The sequence below is a fragment of the Nocardia rhamnosiphila NBRC 108938 genome (assembly GCF_000720425.1).
Taxonomy (GTDB): domain Bacteria; phylum Actinomycetota; class Actinomycetes; order Mycobacteriales; family Mycobacteriaceae; genus Nocardia; species Nocardia rhamnosiphila.
The window spans coordinates 1,712,295-1,734,898 of the sequence record NZ_JOAJ01000001.1; the positions used below are offsets into that span (position 1 = coordinate 1,712,295).

Below are 22,604 nucleotides of genomic sequence, written 5' to 3' on the forward strand. Positions count from 1 at the left end.
CGGCGAACCCACGGGATGGTCACCCGAGTGATCGGCCCCGGCGAGCGGCTACCGGTCCGGCTGCTGCTGCGGTGGTACGCCGGGTTGCTGCGGCACGATTCCGGGCTGCTGTGCGGGCTGCTGCGGCGGCAGGGCCGCCGGGACGGCGGGCTGACCCGGTTTGGTGGTCGTCACCGGTGCGGCGGTATCGACCGGTGTCCGCGCGACCGATTCCGCGGCGCGGACTGCCCGTTCCACCGCCGGATCGGTGCTGGTATCGAACCAATCGGCCACCTCGTCGGAATCGTCGTCGGGTTTCCCGGGGGCCTCCGCGTCGGCGGGCGGCTCGTACCGGAACACGCCGTCCTCACCCTGCGTCGCGAAGTTCTTCGCGAAACCTTCCAGCGCCTTGCCGAAATCGCTGGGAACAAGCCAGACCTTGTTCGCGTCCCCGCGCGCCACCATGGGCAGGGTCTGCATGTACTGGTACGCCAGCAGTTCGGGGGTCGGTTTACCGGACTTGATCGCCGCGAAGACCTTCTCGATGGCCTTGGCCTGCCCCTGGGCCTGCAGGTACGAGGCGGCCCGTTCGCCCTGGGCGCGCAGGATCCGGCTCTGCCGCTCACCCTCGGCCGACAGGATCGCCGACTGCTTCGCGCCCTCGGCCGACAGGATCTGGGCCTGTTTGGCGCCCTCGGCGGTCTTGATCTGCGATTCCCGGGTGCCCTCGGCGGTGAGGATCATGGCCCGCTTCTCCCGGTCCGCCTTCATCTGCTTCTCCATCGATTCCTGGATCGACGGCGGCGGATCGATGGATTTGAGCTCGACCCGCGCCACCCGCAGGCCCCAGCGTCCGGTGGCTTCGTCGAGCACTCCGCGCAACTGGTTGTTGATCTGGTCGCGGGAGGTCAGCGTCTCCTCCAGGGTCATCCCGCCGACCACATTGCGCAGGGTGGTGACGGTGAGCTGTTCGACGGCGGCGATGTAGTTGGAGATCTCGTAGACCGCGGCCTGCGGCTGCGTGACCTGGAAATACACCACCGAGTCGATCTGCAGGGTCAGATTGTCCTGGGTGATCACCGGTTGCGGCGGGAAGGACACCACCCGTTCGCGCAGATCGACCTTGGCGCGGATCCGGTCGACGAACGGGATCAGGAAGGTCAACTGCCCGGAGACCGTCCGGGAGTACCGGCCGAGCCGTTCGATCACCGCCGCCTCGGCCTGGGGCACCAGCGCGATGGATTTGAACACGACCACCGCCACCAGCAATACCAGCGCCAGGACGATTATCAGTGCAGCCATTACGGCCCTTTCCAGACGACGGCGGTCGCGCCGTCGATCTTCATCACGTACACGGTCGCGCCCTCCGGGTACTGCTCCCCCGGGTCCAGAGAACGCGCGGTCCACACCTCGCCGCCCAGTTTCACCAGGCCGGCGTGCTCACCCACCGGTTCCAGCACCAGCGCGGTCTTACCCGGCAAAGCGTCGGCATTGGTCAATGTGGGCGGCGGAGTGCCGAAGCGCCGCAACAGAACCGGCCGGACGCCCAGCAGCAGCACCACCGCCGACACGGCGAACACCACCGCGTCGACCACCGGCGCGGTGTCGCCGAGGAAACTCACGCCCGCGGTGAGCAGTGCGGCGGAACCGAGCATCAGCAGAGTCAGTTCGCCGACGAACATCTCCGCGGCCGCCAGCAATATGCCGGCGACCAACCAGACAAGTGCGGCCACACCGCCCACCTTAGTGCGATATCCGCTGTCCCGGGGCCGGACCGGCGACACCCCCGGGCCGGCGACCGCCACGGCGGCGGCGAGTGCGCTACGTTCGGGCCGGTGAGCGATCGATACGGTGACATCTTCTCCGGCCACCCGCGCACCGCCCGGCGCACCGTCCCGCGGGTGGACGCCGACCCCGATCTGGTGGTCGAGGACGCGGCCAGCGGGTTCTGCGGCGCAGTGGTCGGATTCGACCGCAGCTACGACGGTGATTTCGTGAAGCTGGAGGACGCCCGCGGCGCGGTACGCCTGTTCGCGCTCCGGGAAGCCGCGTTCCTGATCGACGGGAAGCCGGTCACGCTGGTCCGGCCGAAGGCGCCCGCGCCGGGCCGGCCCGGCCGCTCCGCGTCGGGCTCCACCCGGGTCGAGGGGTTGCGGGCGAAAGTCGCCGCGCCCAGCCGGATCTGGGTCGAGGGCGTGCACGACGCGGCGCTGGTGGAACGGGTCTGGGGACACGACCTGCGGGTCGAGGGCGTGGTGGTCGAACATCTGGAAGGGCTGGACAATCTCGGCGTCCGGCTCACCGATTTCGGACCCGGCCCGGGGAGACGGGTCGGCGTACTGGTCGACCATCTGGTCACCGGATCCAAGGAGACTCGGCTCACCACCGGGCTCGGCGAGCACGTGCTGGTCACCGGACACCCGTACGTGGACGTCTGGCAGGCGGTGAAACCGGCGGTGCTGGGTATCCCGGAGTGGCCGCGGGTGCCGCGCGGCGAGGACTGGAAAACCGGAGTGTGCCGGCGGCTGGGCTGGGGCACACCGCAGGAGGGCTGGCGCCGGGTGTATTCGGCGGTGAATTCGTTCCGCGATCTGGAGGCTCCGCTGCTGGGCGCGGTGGAAGGGCTGATCGACTTCGTGACCGAGCCGGGTGAACCATTCTAACCCCCGGAAACAGCCTGCGCAGAGGCTGCCCGCCGGTTGCCGACACCCTTTATGCTCGATGATTATGTGCTCTCCCAGTGCCACCCTCACACTGTGGGCCGGATCGTGGCTCGCGGGTCGCAGCGCGCCCGACGACGTGCTCGAGGCGCTGCACGCCTGGGCGCCGCGGCATACGCTCGCGGCCGGGGACCCGGTCACCGGCGGGCGCACCGACCTGCCGTGGTCCGCGCACGGGAACCCGAACGGCACCGGAGTCATGCCGCTGCTCAAGCTGATTCGCGAGGAGCTGGCCGTCCCCGGCGCGGAACTGCGACTGGTGCTGCCGGTGCCCGGCGATGTCCGCGGCCTGCCGACCGGGACCGCCTTCGCCGCCGATGCCGTGGAAGCCGGGGAGGGCATCCTGCTGGGGGTCCCGGGTGCCGAGGGCACCGGGCTCATTCCCTACCCGGTGGACGAGAACACCCTGCAGTGGACCGTCTACAGCGTGCCGATGCCGCGCGCCGCCGGACCCGATATGTCGCTCGGCGAGGCCGAATACGCGATGCGCGAAGCCGTCCGGGATGCGGCGGACGCACTGATGCGCCTGCACACCACCGGCCTCGGCGCCGGCGATGCCGACCCGCGCGAACTCATCGAGGCCGAACTCGCCGACTATTCACGGCACACCTATCCCGAATGCGTCCCGTTGCGCGCCAAGCGGATCCTGGATTCGGCCGACCATGTGGCGGCGATCCTGACCGTGGCCCAGCGCGAGCCCGCCTCCGCGCCGACCTCGGCCAGCGCCGCCACCGCGCACGAGACCCTGCTGCGGCCGCTGTGGGACGCCATCCGCGCGGCCCGCCTCGTCGCGGTGCACACCGCCGCGCCGCAATCGCGCTGATTTCGGGAGGGAGCGCCGCCGCACACGGCGAGCCCCCTCACGCGATGACGGCCGAACCGGGGCTCGGAGCGCGCACGCCCCGAGCCCCGGAGCCGAGGTTAGCGAGAAGCGATGATCGCCGACCCGTGGCCGAACAGGCCCTGATTCACCGCGATACCCGCCCGGGCGTTCTCGACCTGACGGTCGTCGGCCTGCCCGCGCAGCTGCCAGGTGAGCTCGCAGACCTGAGCGATCGCCTGCGCGGGGATCGCCTCACCGAAGCAGGCCAGCCCGCCACTCGGGTTCACCGGCACGCGTCCGCCCAGTGTCGTGGCGCCGCTGCGCAGCAGTTCCTCGGCGCCGCCCGGCTCGCAGAGCCCGATCTCCTCGTACCAGTCCAGCTCCAGCGCGGTCGAGAGGTCGTAGACCTCCGCGAAGGACAGGTCGGCGGGTCCGAGGCCGGCTTCCTCGTACGCGGCCTGCGCGAGGGCGGACCGGAACGTATGCGGCGGGGGTTCGACGGCCACGGCCGAGTCCGTCGCGAAATCCGGCAGGTCGAGGACGGTTTTCGGGAACGTGGGCGTCACCGTCGACAAGGCCCGGATACGCACCGGATCGCTGATTCCGTGACGACGGGCGTAGTCCACCGACGTCAGGACCAGTGCCGCGCCGCCGTCGCTGGTCGCACAGATGTCGAGCAGGCGCAGCGGGTCGGAGACGACGGCCGAGGCCGCGACCTCCTCGGCCGAGACCTCTTTGCGATAGCGGGCGTACGGATTGTTCAGTCCGTGCTTGGCGTTCTTCACCTTCACCGCGGCGAAATCGTCGAGCGTGGCACCGTGCAGCGCCATCCGGCGGCGGGCGTAGAGCGCGAAATAGATCGGGTTGGTGGCGCCGAGCAGGTGGAAACGCAACCAGTCCGGATCGTCGCGGCGTTCGCCACCGACGGGCTGGAAAAAACCCTTGGGGGCCGCATCCGCACCGACCACCAGCGCTACCTCGGTCAGCCCGGCCAGGATCTGGGCGCGGGCATTGGCAATGGCCTGCGCACCGGAGGCGCAGGCGGCGTAACTGCTCGAGATCCGCGCGCCCGACCAGCCCAGCGCCTGGGCGAACGTCGCCCCGGACACGAACCCGGGGTAGCCGTTGCGGATCGTATCCGCGCCGGCGATATAGCCGACGTCGCGGTGGTCGATACCGGCGTCCGCCAGTGCCGCACGGGCCGCGACCAGCCCGTATTCGACGAAATTTCGGCCCCATTTGCCCCACTGGTGCATACCGGCACCGAGGACGGCGATATCGCGATCATTCCTGTCGGTCATCGACCGGCCTCCACATCCATACCGTGTGATCGGCTTCCTCGTCCGTGTACAGCACCCCGAGGGTGAGCTCCACCGGCATTCCGACGGCCAGGTCGTCCACCGTGAGGCCGCGCACGACCTGACCGAGAACCACCATCCGCTCGACCTCGAGCTCCACCGCCGCGACGACGTAGGGCTCGAACGGATCGGATGAGACATACGGCGGGGGCGGCTTGTACCGGGCATCCGCGTAGGACCAGATCCGGCCCCGCGTCGAAAAAAGGTATTCGGCCAGTTCCGAGCCGTCCTTCGGACTCGCGCACTGCGGATTGCGGCAGGCCAGTGTGTTCCGTGGGAAATACGGTGTGCCGCACACATCGCAGCGACTTCCCACCAGACGTGGCGTGCCGTCGTCCGCGGTGAACCAGTCCGGTACCGCCGGGCGTTGTTCCTTCTGCACAATCCGACACTATAGGAACACGTTCTATTTTTGAACAAGAACACGTTCCATTTTCTGGGCGGAAATCGCCTCCACCGGCGTATCGGCAGCGGTACCGTGAACCACGATGGGTACCAGAGCCGTCGACCCGCAGTCGATCCGAAACGTCACGATCGTCGGAGAGCCCGCCGAGACGACGCGGGTGGTCCGGCGCCTGCTTCGCGTTCACGGGGCGACCCCCGCGGCCACCATGGTTCATCAGGTGCCCGGCCGCGGCGAATACACGATCCGCGTCGCCGAACTGTCGAGCCATGCGCCCATCGCGGAGCTGGAACGAGCCATTCGGGTGGCCGACGGCGCGATCGTGGTCCTGAACGCCGCGACGGCGCGCGCCCCGCGATTCGAGACGATCCTGCGGGTCGCCGACGACCATCAGGTGGCGCGACTGTGCCTGGTGACCGGACTCGATCATCCCGCCGCCGACTTCGACCGCTGCGTCCGCGCGATCGCCGAGACGCGGGGCGCACGGCCGCTGCCGCTGCACCTCCCGCTCGGCGCCGGACCCGGGTTCGACGGCGTCATCGATCTGGTCCCGATGTGGGCGCTGGAACCGATGGCCGCCGAATTCTACGGCAGCCGTTGGCAACTCGCCGAGCAGTGGTACCGCGATCTGGTGACCGCGGTGACGGATCAGGACGGCGAGGCTCCGGACGGCGGCCCTGGACCACGAAAGATTCCGGCCGACCAGTTGCACGACCGGATCCGCTCCGTCACGCGCATCGGTGAGGCCGTCCCGGTGCTGTGCGACGCGGCCCGGCACGGCGGCGACAACGCCGCACTCCTGGACGCCATCGTCCGCTATCTGCCGTCACCCATGCTCGTCTGCCAACCGGAGCACGCCCTCGACTATTGACGGATGCCGCCGGAACGCACGCCCGGCGCTCGACGGCATCGGCGGGCTCACCGACCCGCAGTGCGGCGCGGTGGCGCGCAGCAGTCGACCGCGCAGGGTGCGCCATCGGTGGTGCACCCGTAGCCCGGCACCGTGCCCAGCCTGCGCGGTGTGACATCGCCGACGTGTTCGCCGATCAACTCCACCACCATCTCGGCGAACCGTGGATCGGTCCCGGGTGTGGCCGCCCGCGCGAAGGACAGGCCGAGCTCGCCGGCTTTCTCGGCCGCCTCGTTGTCCAGGTCCCAGATCACCTCGAGATGGTCGGAGACGAAACCGACCGGGCAGACGATCACGGACTCGAAACCCTTGTCCGCCAGCGTTTCCAGGTGATCGACGATATCCGGCTCCAGCCACGGGATATGCGGCGGACCCGAACGCGATTGCCAGACCACGTCGTAATCGTCGAAACCCGTTGCGGCGGCGCACAACCGGGCCGTCTCTCCGACCTGGCGGCTGTAGAGGCGCCCGCCGTCGGCCGGCGGCCCGGCCGCGGCATCGGCACTCACCGGCACCGAATGCGCGGTGAAGACCAGCCGGGCGACCGCTCGATGCGCGGCGGGCAGGGTGTCCCGCGCCGCGCGTACGGCGTCGGAGAAGGCGGCCACGAGGAGCGGATGATCGAAGTACTGGCGCAGTTTCACCAGCTCCGGGGCATCCGGGCCCACCGCGGCGCGGGCCCGGGCGATGTCCTCGTCGTACTGCCGGCAACCGGAGTAGCCGCCCCACGCGGAGGTGGGGAACACGAGGGCCGACCGGACTCCGTCCGCGGTCATCCGCGCCAGCGTGTCCTCCACCATCGGATGCCAGTTGCGGTTACCGAAGTACACCGGTAGCCGCGGGCCGGTGGCGGCCAGCTCCCGCTCCACCGCGGCGATGATGTCGCGGTTGAGGGCGTTGATCGGCGACACCCCACCGAAGTGTAGATAGTGTTGCGCGACCTCGGCGAGCCGTTCCGGGGGGACACCGCGGCCGCGGGTCACGTTCTCCAGGAACGGCAGCACCTCGTCGGGTCCCTCCGGACCTCCGAAGGACAGCAGCAGCAGTGCGTCGGCCGCGCGGGCCACGGTGTCTCCTCTCCGGCCGGTCGTCAGTCCTGCGGCATGTTCTCGGGGAACCAGGTGTTGTGGCTGGCGCCGCCGTCGACGTAGATGATCGAACCGGTCGTCGCGGGCAGCCAGTCCGACAGCAGCGCGACGATCGATTTGCCGACCACTTCGGCGCCGCCGTCCCAGCCGATCGGTGAGGCGCCGTCCCAGTAGGTGTCGAGCTGCTTCAGCTGCTTCGCGTCATCGGTGGCGGTCCCGGCGATCGCCTTGGCGGCCAGCGTCTTGACCGGGCCGGCCGCGATGAGGTTGGAGCGGATCTTCTTCGCGTAGCCGACCTCACGCGCCACGTACCGGTTCACCGATTCCAGCGCGGCCTTGGCCACACCCATCCAGTTGTAGAACGGCATGGCGGTGCGGGGGTCGAAATCCATACCGACGATCGAACCGCGCTCGTTCATCACCGGCAGGACCGCGCGGGCCAGCGCCGCGTAGCTCCACGCCGAGATCTCGAACGATTTCGCCGCGTCCGCGCTCGGGCCGTCCAGGAACGGCAGGGCGTCGGGACCCATCAGGGTCTTGGGGGCGAAAGCGATCGAGTGCAGGACCCCGTCGATCCCCTCGGGCGCCAGGCGGCGAATCTCATCGGGCAGTTTGCGCAGGTCCTCGTCGTTGGTGACGTCGAGACCGATGGCCGGCGGCACCTCCTCCGGCAGCCGCTTGGCGATCCGGTCGATCAGCCGCAACCGCTCGGTGAGGCCGGTGATGATCACCTTGGCCCCTTCCTTCTGCGCGATGGCCGCCGCGTGGAACGCGATGGAGGCATCGGTGATGATGCCGGTGACGAGGATCGTCTTGCCTTCGAGCAATCCGCCCATGAGTTGTCGATTCTCCTGAATGTGGTGTCGTATCCCGCCGCGCCCGGTCGAGGTGCCGACCCGGTACCCCGGAATCGGCGCGGCTTTCGATCTGTTCTGAAGGAATGCGGGGCGTCAGTGCCCCATACCCATACCGCCGTCCACCGGGATCACCGCGCCCGAGACGTAGGCGGAGTCCTCGGAGGCGAGGAAGCTGACCACCGCCGCGACGTCCTCGGGGGCACCGAGTCGCTGGAGCGGAATGAACTTCTTCGCCATATCCCGCATGTCCTCGGGCAGGTCTTTCGTCATATCGGTCTCGATGAATCCGGGCGCGACCACGTTGGCGGTGATCGACCGGGAGCCGAGCTCGCGGGTGATGGAACGGGCCAGACCGACCACGCCGGCCTTCGAGGCCGCGTAGTTGATCTGCCCGGCCTGGCCGGAGAACCCGACGACCGAGCCGAGGAAGATCATCCGGCCCCAGCGCGCCCGCAGCATCGCGCGGTTGGCCCGTTTGGCGCACCGGAAGGCACCGGCCAGATTGGCATCCACCACCTTGGTGAACTGCTCTTCGCTCATCCGCATGAGCAGCGTGTCATCGGTGATCCCGGCATTGGCGACCAGCACTTCCACCGGCCCGTGCGCGGCCTCCACCTCGGCGAACGCCCGATCCACCGAATCACTGTCGGTGACATCGCATTTCACGCCGAGCAGGCCCTCGGGGGCGCCCGAACCGCGATGGGTGACGGCCACCTTGTGACCGTCGGCGTGCAGACGCTGCGCCACCGCGAGCCCGATCCCGCGGTTACCGCCGGTCACCAGGACCGAGCGTGCTGTGAAGTTCGACATGGGGACAAACCTACCTGGCTGCCTCGGTGATGCTCTCATGGGACGTCCACCGAGATTTCCCCCTGGAACTTGTGCAGGTCGTACAACGCGGACACAGCGCTGCGGGCCGGATTCCACCCGGCCCGCAGCGCGATATCGACTTATTCCCGCCGCCGTCGGCGACAGTGCACCGGCCGGGCGGATCTCGGCGGGATCCGCACGCCACCAGCGCTTCTCACCGATCTGTCAGGGCAGCCGCTGGCGCAGGAGCAACGCCGCCACCACGCCGGCCACCGTGGTCAGCAGGCCGAGCAGCCACCACGGACGGCTGGCATCGCCCCGGGTGACCTCGTAGCCGATCTGCTCCTCCAGGGTGTCGTAGACACTGGACAGTTCCTGCAGGCTGGAGGCGGTATAGAACTCACCGCCGGACAATCGCGCGATCTCCTGCATCGCCTCGTCGTCCACCGGCACATCGACCTGGTCCGTGCCGCCGTCCTCACGCGGGATCTCGACCACACCCCATTTGGTGCCGAACGAGATCGTCGAGACCGGAATCTTCTTGGTCTTCGCGAGCCGCGCGGCGACGAATTCGTGCCGCGGATTGTCCACGTCCTCGAAATCGGGCACGGTCTGTTTACCGTCGGACATCAGCACGATACGGGCCGGCGGCGGTGTCTCGGAGCCGCCCAGGACCGAGGCGAGGGTCTCGATGGACTGCAGGGCGGTGAAGATTCCCTCACCGGTGGCGGTCCGCTCGGCGAGTTTGATGTTGTCGATGGCGGCCTTCACCGACCCCCGGTCCGTGGTCGGCGAGACGAGCACCGACGCGGTACCGGCGTAGGTCACCAGTCCCAGGTTGATCCCCGGGGTGAGACCGTCGGCGAAGTTCTTGGCCGCTTCCTGCGCGACCTGCAACCGGTTCGGCGAGACGTCGGTGGCCTCCATGGACAGCGAAACGTCCATGACCAGCACCACGGTCGCCCGGTTACGGGGCACCTTCTTCTCGGCGGTCGGTCCGGCCGCGCCGATCGTGGCGAACACCATGCCGACGATCACGAGCACGATCGGCAGATGGCGCCAGAAACTGGGCCGGTTGGGAGCGACTTTCTCGAGCTGCTCCATATTGCTGAACCGCAGCATCCGGCGATGCTTGCTGCGCTGCACCAGCAGATAGCCGAGCGCGAGCAGGAGAACGACAGCAAGAAATCCGAGCCAGATCGGTGCGGCGAAATTCGAAATACTCACTGGCGTGGCACCCGCGGGGTCGAGGCGCCGAGGCTGTGGCGCCGGGTGGAGACGAACCGGACCACATCGGCGATCCAGTCCCGGTCGGTCTGCAGGGTGAGCACCGGGGCGCCGCAACTGCGCAGGGTCTGCTCGACCTCGTCCCGGTGCCGCTGTGCGGCGGCCGCGTAATCGGCGCGCAATTGCGGGGTGACGGTGAACTCGCGGGTCCGCCCGGTCTCCGGATCGTGCAGCACCACGTCACCCATATCCGGTAGCTCGGTATCGCGCGGATCGAGGACCTCGACGGCCAGCAGATCGTGGCGCGCGGAGATGGCCCGCAGCGACCGCTGCCAGTCGATATCCCCGAGGAAATCACTGATCACGACCGCCAGGCCGCGTTTGCGCTGCGGCCGGCGCAACGATTCGATGGCGCCGCGCAGATCACCGCGTACTCCGTCGCGCGGATGCGGAGTGGTGGCGATACTGCGCAGCAGCGACTGCGCGTGGACCCGGCCACTGCGGGCGGGGATCCGCTGCATCTGCTCACCGGTCGCGACCACGGCGCCGACCCGGTTTCCGCCGCCCATCGTCAGATGGGTCACCGCGGCCGCGGCGGCCACCGCCAGATCGCGTTTCTGGCAGGCACCGGTGCCGAAATCCAGGCTGGCGGACAAATCCACCACCATCCAGGTTTCCAGCTCCCGGTCCGCGATCATCTGCCGGACGTGCGGGTGGGTGGTCCGCGCGGTCACCGACCAGTCCATCTGCCGGACGTCGTCACCGGGCTGGTAGGCCCGCGCCTCCCCCGGTTCCGAACCGGGGCCGGGGATCAGGCCGAGGTGATCACCGTGCAGCACGCCGTCCAAGCGGCGGCGCACGGTGAGCTCCAGGGTTTTCAGGGCAGCCGTCAGATGCGGATCGGTCAGCTCGCCCGAACGGAACGACGGCGGGGCATGGGGGTCGGGCACGGTCTCTCGGGCGCGGGGGTCCGGCGGCCGGGTCACTGGGGCTGGTTCGTGCCGGCGGTCTGCGGCACCTGCGGCGCCGGAGACTGCTGCGGCGGCGCGGGCGGCCGGTTGCCGTTCTCGGCGACGGGCGGGGCGCCGCCAGGAGCCACGGCCTGCGGCGCGACCTGCGGGAGCCCGACGGTCTGCAACACCCGCTGGATCACGTCCTCCGGGCTGATCTCGTCGGCGAGCGCGTCGTAGGACAGCACCAGCCGGTGCCGCAGCACGTCCGGTACGACCTCGATGACGTCCTGCGGGACCACATAGTCACGGCCGCGGATGAGCGCCACGGCGCGGGCGGCGGCGATGATGCCGAGGCTGGCCCGCGGCGAGGCGCCGTAGGCCACCCAGTTCGCCACGTCGTGCATCCCGAATTCGGCCGGAGCGCGGGTCGCGGAGATGACCCGGACCACGTAGTCGACCAGCGCGTGGTGCACGAAGGTGCTCGCGGCCAGTTTCTGGAGGCGGATGAGTTCGGTCGGCTCCAGGATGCGGTTCGGTTCCGGCGGGGTCACACCCATCCGGTAGATGATCTCGCGCTCCTCCTCGACCGAGGGGTAGTCGACGACCACCTTGAACAGGAAGCGGTCACGCTGCGCTTCGGGCAGCGGGTACACGCCCTCGCTCTCGATCGGGTTCTGGGTGGCCATCACCAGGAACGGATCGGGCATCGGATAGGTCTTGCCGCCGATCGACACGTGCCGCTCGGCCATCACCTCGAGCAGCGCCGACTGCACCTTGGCCGGGGCGCGGTTGATCTCGTCGGCGAGGACGAAGTTCGCGACCACGGGGCCGAGTTCGGTATCGAACTCCTCGCGGCCCTGCCGGTAGATGCGGGTACCCACGAGGTCGGTCGGGACCAGGTCGGGGGTGAACTGGACGCGGGAGAACGAACCGCCGACGACTTTGGCGAAGGTCTCGACCGCGAGCGTCTTGGCAATACCGGGGACGCCCTCGAGCAGAACGTGTCCCTTGGCGAGCACCCCCACGAGCAACCGCTCGACCAGCCGGTCCTGCCCGACGATGACCCGCTTGACCTCGTAGATCGCCTTCTCGAGAGTCTGGACGTCACGCTCGAGGGTGCTCGAAGCAGGCGTCGGCGGTTGTTTCGCCAAATCTGCCCCGCTGACACCGTCCGTCGAAGTCACCAACATCCCCGCTTTCGCCTTGGTCCTGTGCGTGCTGTCACAACTATTCCAGGTGATGGCCGCGGATGCCGCAACCGGCTCCACTGTCGGGAAATTCGCCGTCGTTCGCGGACGGTTTCCCGGTGGGGCCGGCAGGGCTTCCGGTGTTACAGCGGGCGCCGTCACCCACTCCCGTTCGACCATACGTACCGATACGGCATGGTGCCCGCCGTAGCGGTTGCCGAAACCTCTCCGGCGCGAGCCGGGGTGCGCACCGGGCCTCGTTGCGCGGCACCCGGGCACCCCAGCGGCCGACGCCGCCGGGGGACGCCGAGGGTCGCCACGGCACGACGGGGAGAGCGGCGGCCCGGGGCGATACCGGGCGAGCGGCCGCGGTTACTGTGCGGCCGGTTCCAGCTCCGGATCTTCGGTGCGCCGGGTACGCGGGCCCGGCGCGGCATCCACGGGCGGCGGCGACCCGCCCGCGCGGCGGGCCTTGACCCAGTACAGACCGCCCACTGTCAGCACCAGACCGGCCAGGAGCACGATCGTGATCTCGGTCCAGCTCACCGTCGGTGTCTGCTCGAGGCGGTGCACCAGGGTCTGGGCGGCTTGTTCGGTCTTTCCGCCGGTGAACTTGGATTTGTCCTCGGCCCACTCCAACCGGACCCGGCTGATCGAATCGCTGGTGGTGCCGATCCAGTCGTCGCTGAAGACCGCGACGGTGCCGTGCTGGAATCCGGCCACCTCCGTGGCGAGATCGCGCAGTTCGGAGTCGTGCCCCGGATTGCCGTCGAGCACGACGACGCTCAGATCGATGCCGTGCGCCCGCGCATCGGCCACGATGGCGGCCAGTTCACTCTGATCGTCGCCCGCTGGCGTGGCCACTCCATTGTCGGCGAGATCGGTCCGAACCTCTTCGAGGGTCTTCGAATCGAACCCGTCCGGCAGTTTGGTGGCCTTGAGGGAGAAGGCCGAGGTGTGGGTGACGGTCATCTTCCATCCGGTCTGGTCGAGCCGCATCGTCCGACGACGCGACGGGGAATCCGCTACTGGCACGAACAGCCGGGGTACCCGTCGGTACCGCCCGGCTAACTCGGACCAGCTCGAGAGGAGATTACGCGACGCGTGAGCGGTTACCCGACACCCGGCACGCCCGACGGCGGGCGCGCCGCCCGACCGCCTCGACATACCGCCCCGCGATTTTCATAGGACAAGCGTACTGTTAGGGTTGGGAACCGCGGGGAACCGGCGCCTTCCCGGGCCGGCACCTCATGCCAGAGACGTACCGCCGCCGGCACAGCCCCGCCGACGGCGTCCGCACACCCGACAAGTGGAGCTGACGTGACGAAAAGTATCGATACTTTCGGCGCCAAGGGCAACCTCGAGGTCGGAAGCAACTCCTACGAGATCTTCCGGCTCTCGGCCGTACCCGGCACCGAGAAACTCCCGTACGCACTGAAAGTTCTCGCCGAGAACCTGCTGCGCACCGAGGACGGCGCGAACATCACCGCCGACCATATCCGCGCGCTGGCGGACTGGGATCCCAACGCCCAGCCCAGTATCGAGATCCAGTTCACCCCGGCCCGCGTGGTGATGCAGGACTTCACCGGCGTGCCCTGCGTGGTCGACCTCGCCACCATGCGCGAGGCGGTCTCGGCCCTCGGCGGCGACCCGGAGAAGGTCAATCCGCTCTCCCCCGCCGAAATGGTCATCGACCACTCGCTCATCCTCGACGTCTTCGGCCGCGCCGACGCTTTCGAGCGCAATGTCGAACTCGAATACGAGCGCAACGGCGAGCGCTACCAGTTCCTGCGCTGGGGTCAGGGCGCGTTCGACGATTTCAAGGTCGTTCCCCCGGGCACCGGCATCGTGCACCAGGTGAACATCGAATACCTGGCGCGCACCGTCATGGTCCGCAACGGCCAGGCCTACCCCGACACCTGCGTCGGCACCGACTCGCACACCACCATGGTCAACGGCCTGGGTGTGCTGGGCTGGGGTGTCGGCGGTATCGAGGCCGAGGCCGCCATGCTGGGCCAGCCGGTCTCCATGCTGATCCCGCGCGTGGTCGGTTTCAAGCTCACCGGTGAGATCAAGCCGGGCGTCACCGCCACCGACGTGGTGCTCACCGTCACCGATATGCTGCGCAAGCACGGTGTGGTCGGCAAGTTCGTCGAGTTCTACGGCCAGGGTGTCGCCGAGGTCCCGCTGGCCAACCGCGCCACTCTGGGCAATATGAGCCCCGAGTTCGGCTCCACCGCGGCGATCTTCCCGATCGACGAGGAGACCATCAACTACCTGCGCCTGACCGGCCGCACCGAGGAGCAGCTGGCGCTCGTCGAGGCCTACGCCAAGGAACAGGGCATGTGGCACGATCCGGCCGCCGAACCCGTCTACTCGGAGTACCTCGAGCTCGACCTGAGCACCGTGGTGCCCTCCATCGCCGGTCCGAAGCGCCCGCAGGACCGTATCGCGCTGGACGAGTCGAAGATCGCGTTCCGCAAGGACATCTACAACTACGTGCGAGATCAGCACCCCACGCCGCATTCACAGCTGGACGAAGCGGTCGAGGAGTCGTTCCCGGCGTCCGATCCGGCGACGCTGTCCTTCGCCGACGACGGCGCTGTCGACGTGCAGTCCGCGGCGCACGGCTCTGTCGGCGTGCAGTCCGCGGCGCTCAACTCCGAAGGCCGGCCGTCCAATCCCGTGCGGGTTGTCTCCGAGGAGCGCGGCGAGTTCATTCTCGACCACGGCGCGGTCGCGGTCGCGGGTATCACCTCCTGCACCAACACCTCGAACCCGTCGGTCATGATCGGCGCGGCACTGCTGGCCCGTAACGCGGTCGAGAAGGGTCTGTCCAGCAAGCCGTGGGTCAAGACCAATATGGCCCCTGGTTCGCAGGTCGTCACCGATTACTACGAGAAGGCCGGCCTGTGGCCGTACCTGGAGAAGCTCGGCTTCTACCTGGGCGGTTACGGCTGCACCACCTGCATCGGCAACACCGGCCCACTTCCGGAGGAGATCTCCAAGGCGGTCAACGACAACGATCTCACCGTCACCGCGGTGTTGTCCGGTAACCGCAACTTCGAGGGCCGCATCTCCCCCGACGTCAAGATGAACTACCTGGCCTCGCCGCCGTTGGTCATCGCCTACGCGCTCGCCGGGACCATGGACTTCGATTTCGAGAACGACGCGCTGGGCCAGGATCCCCAGGGCAACCCGGTGTTCCTGAAGGACATCTGGCCCTCGGCCCAGGAGATCGACGACACCATCAAATCGGCGATCAGCCAGGAGATGTTCACCAAGTCCTACGCCGATGTCTTCAAGGGCGACGAGCGGTGGCGCAGCCTGCCCACCCCGGAGGGCAACACCTTCGAGTGGAGCGACGATTCCACCTACGTCCGCAAAGCGCCCTACTTCGACGGTATGGGCATGGAGCCGGAGCCGGTCACCGATATCAAGGGCGCGCGCGTGCTGGCCCTGCTGGGCGATTCGGTCACCACCGACCACATCTCCCCGGCCGGCGCCATCAAGCCGGGCACCCCGGCGGCCGATTACCTCGACGCGCACGGCGTGGCGCGTAAGGACTACAACTCCCTGGGCTCGCGGCGCGGTAATCACGAGGTGATGATCCGCGGCACCTTCGCCAACATCCGGCTGCGCAACCAGCTCCTCGACGACGTCTCGGGCGGTTACACCCGCGACTTCACCCAGGAGGGCGCGCCGCAGGCGTTCATCTACGACGCCTCGCAGAACTACCAGAAGGCCGGTATCCCGCTGGTCGTGCTGGGCGGTAAGGAGTACGGTTCCGGCTCCTCCCGCGACTGGGCCGCCAAGGGCACCCGTCTGCTGGGTGTGCGCGCCGTGATCGTGGAATCGTTCGAGCGCATCCACCGCTCGAACCTGATCGGCATGGGTGTGATCCCGCTGCAGTTCCCGCAGGGCGAATCGGCGAAGTCGCTGGGTCTCACGGGTACCGAGGTCTTCGATATCGCGGGTATCGAGGAGCTCAACGCGGGCACCACGCCGTCCACCGTGCACGTCACCGCGACCAAGGACGACGGCTCGACGATCCAGTTCGACGCGGTGGTCCGGATCGACACCCCCGGTGAAGCCGATTACTACCGCAACGGCGGCATTCTGCAGTATGTGCTGCGGAACATGATCAGGTCCTGATCACGCTGTGTTGCACGGCGCCGCCTCCGGCGGCGCGTGGTCGCGCCCTCGAGCTCTCGTCGGTGCGGACCCGGGACTCGCGCCTTCGGCGCGTCCACCACGGGTCCGCACCGACGAGACGGGCGCAGCTCGTAGGACTCGCTCCCGACCGGGGCGAGGCGTCGGCACGTCACTTGTTCGTTCGCTCGTAATCTGATGGCCCCGCGCGGTGAATCCGCCGCGCGGGGTTCGTATATCCGTTGAAGGAGCACGATGCCCAAGGTCAGCGACGATCATCTGGCTGCCCGGCGTTCACAGATACTCGACGGCGCCCGCCGCTGCTTCGCCGAGTTCGGGTACGACGGCGCCACCGTCCGGCGCCTGGAAGATGCCATCGGCCTGTCCCGCGGTGCGATCTTCCATCATTTCCGGGACAAGGACGCGCTCTTCTTCGCCCTCGCCCAGGAGGATGCCGAGCGTATGGCCGAGGTGGCGGCCAATCAGGGTCTGGTGCAGGTGATGCGGGATATGCTCGCCGACCCACAGGAGTACAACTGGCTGGGCACCCGGCTCGAGATCGCCCGGCGGCTGCGCACCGACCCGGAGTTCCGCGCCGGCTGGACCCAGCGTTCGGCGGAGCTGACCGCGGCCACCCTGGCCCGCCTGGAGCGGCGTAAGGCGGCCGGTGCCCTGCGCGACGATGTGCCCACCGATGTCCTGCTGGGCTATCTCGATCTGGTGCTGGACGGGCTCATCGCCCGGATCGCCTCGGGCCACACCAACGAAAACCTCACCGCCGTGTTGGATCTGGTGGAGGCTTCGGTACGCCGCCGCCCCTGAGCGTGCCGGCACGGGGCCGCGCCCCGCTCAGTCCCCGGATTCCAGTGCGGCGAGCAGTTTGCCGGCGATCCGGTCCAGTTCGCCGCGTTCGGCCACGGTCAGGGCCGACAGCATCCGCGTCTCGTTCGCGGTGTGCTCGGTGACCACCGTATCGACCAGTTCCCGGCCCGCGTCCGTGAGCGCGACGCGGACCGCCCGGCGGTCCTCCGCGTCCGCGATCCGCCGCACATAACCCGCCGACTCCAGCCGGTCGAGGCGGCCCGTCATACCCGCCCGCGACAGCATCAGGGTGTCGGCCAGCGCGGACGGGTTGAGTTCGAAGGGCGCACCGGATCGCCGCAGCGCGGCCAGGACGTCGAATTCGCCGCGCCGCAGGCCGTGGGCGAAGAAAACCGTCTCGATCGCGCGTTCGGCGACCACGGCGAGCCGCCCGAGGCGGCCGAACACCGCCATCGCCGCCAGATCGAGGTCGGGGCGTTCTCGCCGCCACTGTCGTTCGATCGCATCGATCGCATCGGATCCGGATTCGGTCATGGACAAGATTCTATTCGCTGCCATATAGTTAGGCACCGAACTATATGGCAGCGAATCACAAGGAGCGACCATGCCCGCCACCCCGAAACCCGCCGCGATCCGGCAGCCCGGCGATGCCGAGACACTGCGTACCGAATCGGTCACCATGCGGCTGCTCGTCGATGCCGAAGAGGCGCACGGCACGGTGAGCACCCTGGAGGTCACCATGGACCGCGGCGCCGACGGCGCGACACCGCACTTCCACACCCTGTCCGACGAGCTCTTCTACGTCGCCGACGGCGAACTGCAGCTCATGACCGGGGACCGGATCCTCACCGTCGGCGCGGGCGGCGTCGCCGTCGTCCCGAAGACGACCGTCCACGCCTTCGGCGCCACCCCCGACAGCGGAGCGCGCATCCTGATCGCCCTCATGCCCGGCGTCCAGCGTTTCGGTTACTTCCGGCTGCTCGAGCGGATCGCGCGCGGCGAGGCCACCCTGGACGAACTCGCCGCGTCCCAGGACGAATACGACAACCACTTCGTCGACGCGCCCCGATGGTGGCAGGAGCGCAACGCCCAGCGACGCTGAACCGGGAACAACCCTGCCCCGCGGTGGGTTCGCACCGCTATGACCTTCTCCGTCCCCGTAACCGTCCGCGGCTACGAACTCGATGTCCAAGGCCATGTCAATCAGGCGGTCTACCTGCAGTACGCCGAACACGCCCGCTGGGAGTTCCTGCTCGCCGCGGGCCTGCAGGCGGACAAACTGGCGGCGGCACGGGTGGGACCGGTGGTTCTGGAGAGCACCATCAAGTATCGGCGGGAGCTGCGCGGCGGGGACGAATTCCGGGTCACCTGCGCTTTCGAATGGGGCAGCGGGAAGACCTATCGCATCCGGCAGGAGATGATCCGCACCGACGGCAGCCTCTCCGCCGAGGTGTCGGTGGTCGGCGGCCTGCTGGATCTGGACGCTCGCCGATTGGTCGCCGATCCGCCCGGCCGGTTCCGTGAACTGGCCACGAATCCGGACATGCTCGGACTCTGACCATCGGGGCCGCCACGACGGCACACGGTCCCGGCCGGCACAGCTACCGGACAGCCTCCGCCGCAGAACAATCTGCGGAAGCGAGATCAGGTATCCGAACAGCGGAAATCCGGCGATATCGGCTTCTGGAGCCGCCGCGCGGCGTTATGATCCGGACGCGCTCGGGTCGTGGCACACCGCCGGCAAGATCGGAGAACCCAGATGACCGATGCCCTCCACCTCCTCGAGACCCCCGAACGCGGTGCGGTCGCCACTCTCAACGGTGTCCTGGTCGGTGAATCCGACCGGGAGATCCGAGTTCGGGTGGCCGACGGAACGTGGACCTTCTGTCGCGACGATGTCCTGGCGATCCGGTTCGTCGACGAGTGCGCCACCGGCCGGCGCGTGCACGTGGACATCCGGCCCGGCGTCACGGCCGATTTCACCCGCCGTCTCCGTATCGAGGTGGCGGAGCGGCCGATGACCCTGGCGGCGCCGCCGTCCGAGGCCTTCGGTGACCGGCAGCTGCGCCATCTCACCGAATCCTGGGCCCGGCGACTCGACCTCGCCGGCACCCCCGAATTCCCCGCGACGTTCACCTGCGCCCAGACCAGGTCGCGCAACACCAGCGACGACGGCGTCCACAGCGACAGCTTCGACTGAACGGCGGGCGCGATGAGCACCCTGGAGGCCCGCGGGGTCCTCATCGTCTCCGAGGCCGACGATCTGCACGCCACGGCCATGGTGGCGACCCTGCGCGAACAGCACGCCATGACGCCGCTCCGCGTGGATCTGCGTGATTTCCCGCGCGAGCCGGGCAGTTTCCGGCTCGGGGCGGCCGCGGTCGAACGGTCACTGGCGGGCCTGGACGACCTGGACGAGGTCGGATCCGTCTGGTGGCGGCGCCCGCACCCGAGCTCGGTCCCGGCCGGGGTGCGCGCCGACGACAACGCCTACCGCCAGGCCGAATGCGACGCTTTCGTCCAGGGCCTGCTGTGGTCGCTGGGCGCCCAGTGGATCAACGATCCGGGCAACGACCGGATCGCCCATCGCAAGATCGTGCAACTCGATACCGCGCGGCGGGCCGGCTGCGCGGTCCCGGACACACTGGTCACCAACGATCCGGACGAGGCACGCGATTTCATCGAAACCTGCGATAGTCGTGTGGTTTTCAAACGGACCGGCACCTCCCGCGCCGAATTCTCCGAAACCCGGCTGGTCGGGACCGCCGATCTGGACCGGCTCGGCAGTATCCGCTGGGCGCCCACCACCTTCCAGCGCTATATCGATCCGGAATGCGATCTGCGAGTGGTGTGGGTGGACGGGCAGGAGTGGGCGGTGCGCATCGATTCCCGGGCCGGGGCCGGACGCGTCGACTCCCGGCTGGACACCTCGGTCGATTTCGTTCCGACCCTGCTACCGGCCGCCGTCAGCAAATCGCTGGCGACGCTGATGGGCACGCTGGGACTGAGTTTCGGCGTCCTGGATCTCCGAGTGGGCCTCGACGGCGAGTACTACTTCCTCGAGGTCAACCCGCAGGGGCAATTCGCCTATCTCGAGATCAAGACCGGGCTGCCGATTTTCACCAGTCTCGCCAACCTCCTGGTGTACGGGGACGGGGCCGTATCCGGCTGGTGAGTATCGCCACCGACCGATCCACACGCGGCCACCCGCCGCCGGGCGTATCGTCCCGGCGGCGGAGCCTGCGGATACGATGCGGCTAGCGGGATTTACGGCGGTTTGCACCGCCGCGGCTGCGGAGCTGCACATGCGACTCCGTCAGCACATTGTGGATGAACCCGTAGGAGCGCCCGGTCGCACGTGCCAGCGACCGGATACTCGCCCCCGCCTCGTATTGCTTCTTCAACTGGGTTTGCAGGCGATCCCGTGACTTACCCGTGACCCGGGTGCCCTTGCCCAATGTGCTCTTGCTCTGTACCGGCCTGTCGCCCATGGCTTCCTCCGAGTCGCCGAGCAGCGTCACTCTCAGGCTAAGCACTCGGCGACCATCCGGCAATGAGTTCTTGTGATGAAACTCACGCGAGCTGAATCAATTCCAGATACTCGGCCGACCAGTGGTCCTCGGTGCCGTCCGGCAGCAAGATCACCCGCTCCGGGTTCAGGGCCTCGGCGGCGCCCGGATCGTGGGTCACCAGCACCACCGCGCCCGCATAGGTGCGCAGCGCGTCGAGGACCTGTTCGCGCGAGACGGGGTCCAGGTTGTTGGTGGGCTCGTCGAGCAGCAACACATTGGCCGCCGAGGAGACAAGACCGGCCAGGGCGAGCCGGGTCTTCTCGCCACCCGACAGTGTCCCGGCGGGCTGCTCCAGTTGCGGCCCGGTGAACATGAAGGCGCCCAGCAGGCCGCGTAGCTCCTGTTCGCCCGCGTCCGGTGCTGCGTGCCGGATGTTCTCCCAGACCGTGGCCGTATCGTCGAGGGTGTCGTGCTCCTGCGCGAAGTACCCCACCTTGAGGCCGTGACCGGGCACGAGTCCCCCGGCGGTGGGTTCCTCGGCGCCCGCCAGCAGCCGCAGCAGGGTGGTCTTGCCCGCGCCGTTGAGACCGAGCACCACCACGCGACTGCCGCGGTCGATGGCGAGGTCCACGCCGGTGAAGATCTCCAGCGAGCCGTAGACCTTGGTGAGGTTCTCCGCCATCAGCGGTGTTTTCCCGCAGGCGGCCGGTTCGGGGAACTTGATCCGGGCGACCTTGTCGGCCACGCGGACCTCATCCAGTTCCGCCATCAGCCGATCGGCGCGTTTGGCCATATTCTGCGCGGCAACGGCTTTGGTGGCCTTGGCGCCGAGTTTCGCGGCCTGGGCGCGCAGCGCCGACGCCTTCTTCTCGGCATTGGCGCGTTCGCGGCGGCGGCGCTGTTCGTCGGTCGCGCGGGCGTCGAGGTACTTCTGCCAGGTCATGTTGTAGACATCGGCCTCGCCACGCACCGCGTCCAGGAACCACACCTTGTTGACCACGTCGGCGAGCAGATCCACATCGTGGCTGATCACGATCAGGCCACCGTCGTGGTTCTGCAGGAAGCCACGCAACCAGGTGATGGAATCGGCATCGAGGTGGTTGGTGGGCTCGTCGAGCAGCAGGGTGGTGTCGGACCGGCCGCCGCTGCCGTCGGAGGCGGCGAACAGGATGCGCGCCAGTTCGATTCGCCGCCGCTGACCGCCGGAGAGCGTACGCAGCGCCTGGTCCAGCACGCGGTCCGGTAGGCCGAGACTGTTGCAGATCCGTGCGGCCTCGCTCTCGGCCACATAACCGCCGAGCGCGGAGAAACGGTCCTCCAACCGGCCGTATTTCCGGACGGCGCGTTCGCGTTCGGTTTCGTCGGCCAGCTCGGCCATCAGCGCCTGCTGCTTCTCCATATCGCGGATCAGCGCGTCCAGTCCGCGCGCCGAAAGCACCCGGTCGCGGGCCAGGACGTCGAGATTTCCCTCGCGCGGATCCTGCGGGAGGTAACCGATATCGCTGGACCGCATGATCGTCCCGGCGTACGGTTCGCCTTCTCCGGCGAGGATGCGCAGCGTGGTGGTCTTACCGGCGCCGTTACGCCCGACCAGGCCGATCCGGTCGCCGGCCTGTACCCGCAGCGCCGGTCCGGGCGCGGACAGCAGGGTACGGACGCCGGCCCGGACCTCGAGGTCGGTCGCGGTGATCACAGATATCTCCTAGGAAACACGGGTTGGGGGCAGCGGCCCGGTGCGCCCGACAGTGGGCCCATCCACCGATCATCGGATGTCTCCGGACACGGAACCACTGATTTTACCCG

23 protein-coding genes are annotated in these 22,604 nt (G+C 68.5%); 9 read left to right on the top strand and 14 right to left on the bottom strand.

Features of this window, described 5'->3' with window-relative positions; genetic code table 11:
* Positions 1-48: 48 nt before the first annotated feature.
* Entirely contained in the window at positions 49-1,281 is a 1,233-nt protein-coding gene (locus IG75_RS0107825) for an SPFH domain-containing protein (protein ID WP_030520493.1), read from the bottom strand.
* Positions 1,281-1,712 carry an NfeD family protein gene (locus tag IG75_RS0107830; protein WP_030520494.1) on the bottom strand — a complete coding sequence of 144 codons (432 nt, stop codon included), beginning with the start codon at positions 1,710-1,712 and terminating at the stop codon, positions 1,281-1,283. The genes IG75_RS0107825 and IG75_RS0107830 overlap by 1 nt, the downstream gene beginning before the upstream one ends.
* 102 nt (positions 1,713-1,814) lie before the next feature.
* On the opposite strand from IG75_RS0107830, the gene IG75_RS0107835 reads away from it, so the two are divergent.
* Both IG75_RS0107835 and IG75_RS0107840 read left to right on the top strand, forming a co-directional pair.
* Positions 1,815-2,642 (top strand): DUF3097 domain-containing protein, encoded by an 828-nt coding sequence (locus IG75_RS0107835; RefSeq protein ID WP_030520495.1) that lies wholly within the window; start codon positions 1,815-1,817, stop codon positions 2,640-2,642.
* 64 nt (positions 2,643-2,706) lie between these two features.
* Positions 2,707-3,522 carry a hypothetical protein gene (locus IG75_RS0107840; protein ID WP_030520496.1) on the top strand — a complete coding sequence of 272 codons (816 nt, stop codon included), beginning with the start codon at positions 2,707-2,709 and terminating at the stop codon, positions 3,520-3,522.
* A gap of 98 nt (positions 3,523-3,620) precedes the next feature.
* Here IG75_RS0107840 and IG75_RS0107845 read toward each other — a convergent pair whose 3' ends face one another.
* Positions 3,621-4,823: a lipid-transfer protein gene (locus IG75_RS0107845; protein ID WP_030520497.1), complete on the bottom strand. Its 1,203-nt coding sequence runs from the start codon at positions 4,821-4,823 to the stop codon at positions 3,621-3,623.
* Positions 4,807-5,262, bottom strand: a complete 456-nt coding sequence (locus tag IG75_RS0107850; RefSeq protein WP_030520498.1) for a Zn-ribbon domain-containing OB-fold protein — start codon at positions 5,260-5,262, stop codon at positions 4,807-4,809. Before IG75_RS0107850 ends, IG75_RS0107845 begins: the two co-directional genes overlap by 17 nt.
* A 106-nt stretch (positions 5,263-5,368) precedes the next feature.
* On the opposite strand from IG75_RS0107850, the gene IG75_RS0107855 reads away from it, so the two are divergent.
* A complete protein-coding gene (locus IG75_RS0107855) occupies positions 5,369-6,154 on the top strand; it encodes a GTP-binding protein (protein WP_030520499.1) in 786 nt (261 codons plus the stop codon).
* A gap of 47 nt (positions 6,155-6,201) precedes the next feature.
* Here the strand turns inward: IG75_RS0107855 and IG75_RS0107860 are convergent, their stop codons facing one another.
* From IG75_RS0107860 to IG75_RS0107895, 7 genes are all read right to left on the bottom strand, one after another.
* Positions 6,202-7,260: a ferrochelatase gene (locus IG75_RS0107860; RefSeq protein ID WP_030520500.1), complete on the bottom strand. Its 1,059-nt coding sequence runs from the start codon at positions 7,258-7,260 to the stop codon at positions 6,202-6,204.
* 23 nt (positions 7,261-7,283) lie between these two features.
* The gene (inhA, locus tag IG75_RS0107865; protein ID WP_030520501.1) at positions 7,284-8,117 is read right to left on the bottom strand and encodes an NADH-dependent enoyl-ACP reductase InhA; all 834 of its coding nucleotides are present in this window, start codon (positions 8,115-8,117) and stop codon (positions 7,284-7,286) included.
* A gap of 114 nt (positions 8,118-8,231) precedes the next feature.
* A complete protein-coding gene (fabG1, locus tag IG75_RS0107875) occupies positions 8,232-8,948 on the bottom strand; it encodes a 3-oxoacyl-ACP reductase FabG1 (protein ID WP_030520502.1) in 717 nt (238 codons plus the stop codon).
* A 225-nt stretch (positions 8,949-9,173) separates the two neighbouring features.
* Positions 9,174-10,175: a VWA domain-containing protein gene (locus IG75_RS0107880; protein ID WP_030520503.1), complete on the bottom strand. Its 1,002-nt coding sequence runs from the start codon at positions 10,173-10,175 to the stop codon at positions 9,174-9,176.
* Positions 10,172-11,125 (bottom strand): DUF58 domain-containing protein, encoded by a 954-nt coding sequence (locus IG75_RS0107885; RefSeq protein WP_030520504.1) that lies wholly within the window; start codon positions 11,123-11,125, stop codon positions 10,172-10,174. Before IG75_RS0107885 ends, IG75_RS0107880 begins: the two co-directional genes overlap by 4 nt.
* A 32-nt stretch (positions 11,126-11,157) precedes the next feature.
* Complete coding sequence (gene moxR1, locus IG75_RS0107890; protein WP_036512284.1) at positions 11,158-12,318, bottom strand: chaperone MoxR1; 1,161 nt, start codon at positions 12,316-12,318, stop codon at positions 11,158-11,160.
* A 369-nt stretch (positions 12,319-12,687) separates the two neighbouring features.
* Complete coding sequence (locus tag IG75_RS0107895; RefSeq protein WP_174561154.1) at positions 12,688-13,287, bottom strand: Rv1476 family membrane protein; 600 nt, start codon at positions 13,285-13,287, stop codon at positions 12,688-12,690.
* 348 nt (positions 13,288-13,635) lie between these two features.
* Between IG75_RS0107895 and IG75_RS0107900 the strand changes: the two genes are divergently transcribed.
* Positions 13,636-16,470, top strand: a complete 2,835-nt coding sequence (locus IG75_RS0107900; protein ID WP_030520507.1) for an aconitate hydratase — start codon at positions 13,636-13,638, stop codon at positions 16,468-16,470.
* A gap of 252 nt (positions 16,471-16,722) precedes the next feature.
* Positions 16,723-17,289 (top strand): TetR/AcrR family transcriptional regulator, encoded by a 567-nt coding sequence (locus IG75_RS0107905; RefSeq protein WP_030520508.1) that lies wholly within the window; start codon positions 16,723-16,725, stop codon positions 17,287-17,289.
* A 27-nt stretch (positions 17,290-17,316) separates the two neighbouring features.
* Here IG75_RS0107905 and IG75_RS0107910 read toward each other — a convergent pair whose 3' ends face one another.
* A complete protein-coding gene (locus IG75_RS0107910) occupies positions 17,317-17,823 on the bottom strand; it encodes a MarR family winged helix-turn-helix transcriptional regulator (RefSeq protein WP_030520509.1) in 507 nt (168 codons plus the stop codon).
* A gap of 70 nt (positions 17,824-17,893) precedes the next feature.
* On the opposite strand from IG75_RS0107910, the gene IG75_RS0107915 reads away from it, so the two are divergent.
* The 4 genes from IG75_RS0107915 (at position 17,894) to IG75_RS0107930 (ending at position 20,464) form a co-directional block, all read left to right on the top strand.
* Positions 17,894-18,391, top strand: a complete 498-nt coding sequence (locus IG75_RS0107915; protein ID WP_030520510.1) for a cupin domain-containing protein — start codon at positions 17,894-17,896, stop codon at positions 18,389-18,391.
* A gap of 39 nt (positions 18,392-18,430) precedes the next feature.
* The gene (locus tag IG75_RS0107920) at positions 18,431-18,847 is read left to right on the top strand and encodes an acyl-CoA thioesterase (RefSeq protein ID WP_030520511.1); all 417 of its coding nucleotides are present in this window, start codon (positions 18,431-18,433) and stop codon (positions 18,845-18,847) included.
* A gap of 201 nt (positions 18,848-19,048) precedes the next feature.
* The gene (locus IG75_RS0107925) at positions 19,049-19,489 is read left to right on the top strand and encodes a hypothetical protein (RefSeq protein WP_030520512.1); all 441 of its coding nucleotides are present in this window, start codon (positions 19,049-19,051) and stop codon (positions 19,487-19,489) included.
* 12 nt (positions 19,490-19,501) lie between these two features.
* Positions 19,502-20,464: an MvdC/MvdD family ATP grasp protein gene (locus IG75_RS0107930; protein ID WP_030520513.1), complete on the top strand. Its 963-nt coding sequence runs from the start codon at positions 19,502-19,504 to the stop codon at positions 20,462-20,464.
* Positions 20,465-20,546: 82 nt separating this feature from the next.
* Here IG75_RS0107930 and IG75_RS0107935 read toward each other — a convergent pair whose 3' ends face one another.
* Together IG75_RS0107935 and IG75_RS0107940 are read right to left on the bottom strand one after the other, a co-directional pair.
* Positions 20,547-20,780, bottom strand: coding sequence for a helix-turn-helix domain-containing protein (locus IG75_RS0107935; protein WP_030520514.1), 234 nt, complete (start codon positions 20,778-20,780; stop codon positions 20,547-20,549).
* An 82-nt stretch (positions 20,781-20,862) separates the two neighbouring features.
* The gene (locus tag IG75_RS0107940; protein WP_030520515.1) at positions 20,863-22,494 is read right to left on the bottom strand and encodes an ABC-F family ATP-binding cassette domain-containing protein; all 1,632 of its coding nucleotides are present in this window, start codon (positions 22,492-22,494) and stop codon (positions 20,863-20,865) included.
* Between the last annotated feature and the right edge of the window lie 110 nt (positions 22,495-22,604).